At 50.4% G+C, this 2,128-nt stretch carries 2 protein-coding genes; both read left to right on the plus strand.

Features of this window, described 5'->3' with window-relative positions:
• Window positions 1-1,385: glycosyltransferase (locus RMO27_RS12670; RefSeq protein WP_396133699.1), on the plus strand; the 1,385-nt coding region annotated here is incomplete at its 5' end.
• A 163-nt stretch (window positions 1,386-1,548) separates the two neighbouring features.
• Window positions 1,549-2,128: hypothetical protein (locus RMO27_RS12675; RefSeq protein ID WP_309732982.1), on the plus strand; the 580-nt coding region annotated here is incomplete at its 3' end.

Genomic DNA, 2,128 nt, shown 5'->3' on the forward strand with positions numbered 1-2,128 from the left:
TTCTTTCCTTGCACATGGCCGATCGCAGCTTGCCGTTAACTATCCAACATCCCAGCCAACCACCGATCGAGTGGTCTGTGGGGATGGGTTATCGACGGATCAAGACGGCGACAATTTTGGGTAGTTTATGGTTGGGAGTAGCCGCCTTACATCTGATTAGCTGGGGCTACATTATCGCCTGGGCGATCGCCAGTGTGTTTTGTTGGCGGGCATTCAGATTAGTCGCGACCAAAATCGCCCCACCACCATTATTCGTGCCGCCACCGACTTATCCATTCATTTCCCTGGCAATTGCGGCCAAAAACGAAGCCGCCGTGATTGCCAATGTGGTTGCCAACTTGTGTAGCTTAGATTATCCGGCCGATCGTTATGAAGTCTGGGCGATCGATGATAATAGTAGCGATCGCACCCCCGAAATCTTAGACGAGCTAGCCACTCAATATCCCCAACTGCAAGTTCTCCACCGTACCGATCTCGATACTGGCGGCAAATCGGGCGCGCTCAATCAAGTTCTAACGCTGATGCAAGGCGATCTGATTGGCGTCTTTGATGCCGATGCGCGAGTTGCTCCCGATTTCTTGAACCAAGTTTTGGCTTATTTTCAGAATGAAACAGTTGGTGCGATCCAGCTCCGCAAATCGATTACCAATAGCGACACCAACTTGCTCACGCGCGGACAGCGGGCGGAAATGGCTCTCGATGCTTATCTCCAGCAGCAACGCACTCACAGTGGTGGCATCGGCGAATTACGCGGTAACGGTCAATTTGTCCGCCGGACGGCACTAGCTGCTTGCGACGGGTGGAATGAGGAAACAATTACTGACGATCTCGATCTGACAATTCGATTGCATCTGACGGGATGGGATATTGCCCTGATGTCCGATCCGCCCGTAGGGGAAGAAGGGGTGACGACAGTCAAAGCATTATGGCATCAACGCAATCGTTGGGCAGAAGGCGGGTTTCAACGTTATCTCGACTATTGGGAGCCGATCGCCAGCAATCGGATGGGCACCAAAAAAACCATCGATCTGCTCTCGTTTCTCTCGATTCAATATCTACTCCCACCCGCTGGGATTCCCGATTTTCTGATGGCGTTCTGGCTCAAGCATCCACCATTATTGCTGCCGATGACAGCTTCGCTGGGCATCGCGCTGCCATTGTGGGGAATTTGGGTAGGATTGCAACGCAGTTATCGACAAGCTGATGCTCACGCCTTGACTAGGGAAAATCATCCAGTCAGTTGGGTGACACTATTTAAGCAAACGGCGATCGGCTCGTTATTTATTTTGCACTGGTTGATCGTGATGCCCTTGGCAATCGCGCGGATGGCAATTTTGCCCAAGCGACTCAAATGGGTCAAAACTCTCCGCCAAGCCGATCTCTAGCAATCGTAAAATCTTAGATCGAAAAACTAACAACGGGTTCTTCTCTGGGCATACTGAGTATAGATAGATAGATCTTACTTAGACCATCTGCTGTCAATCGAACAGTGTGGCACAATAAAAGGGTAGTTCTAGTATCTACACCCGCTCACCAGATCGATTACTCATGCAGGATTCCCGCGAAATTGATTACTTCGGACAACGCGTTCTTCAGATCGTTCAGCCCCTAGCGGCTGGCGGAGATCGACGTGAAGTGCTGTCGCTGTTAGCTCAATCTGTAGCTAATAACTTCGCAGCAGATGGCTGTTGGATACTGCAATGCATATCTCCTGGTGTCATCCGTATTGCTGCCAGTGCTTGTGTTAGCCATCGAACTAGCTCGATCTCAGAGCAAATCACTACCTTCACGCTACCTGATGCCCCGACACCCGTACAGTGGCGGATGCCATTACTACCCGACTATCAGGTGATGGTGGTCGAAAATCGCGATCGCGAACAGGTAATTGGTTATACGATCGTCGCGACCAAAGGCGTTGAATGGTACCGTGAAACCAAATTAATCTATCAGCTCGTTGCCGACTATATTAGTGTCGGTTTAATTGAAGAAGATCTGCACGTCCAAGCCCAGATCTCCCAAATCTACCCCCAACTGCACTATCGCCTCACTCAAGCAATTGTCGAAAATCAGCAGATCGATCGGCTGTTTGAGATTGCCGTGGCGGATATGGTCGAAGCATTACAACTCA

This window comes from Chamaesiphon sp. OTE_75_metabat_556, from assembly GCF_031378165.1.
GTDB lineage: Bacteria > Cyanobacteriota > Cyanobacteriia > Cyanobacteriales > Chamaesiphonaceae > Chamaesiphon.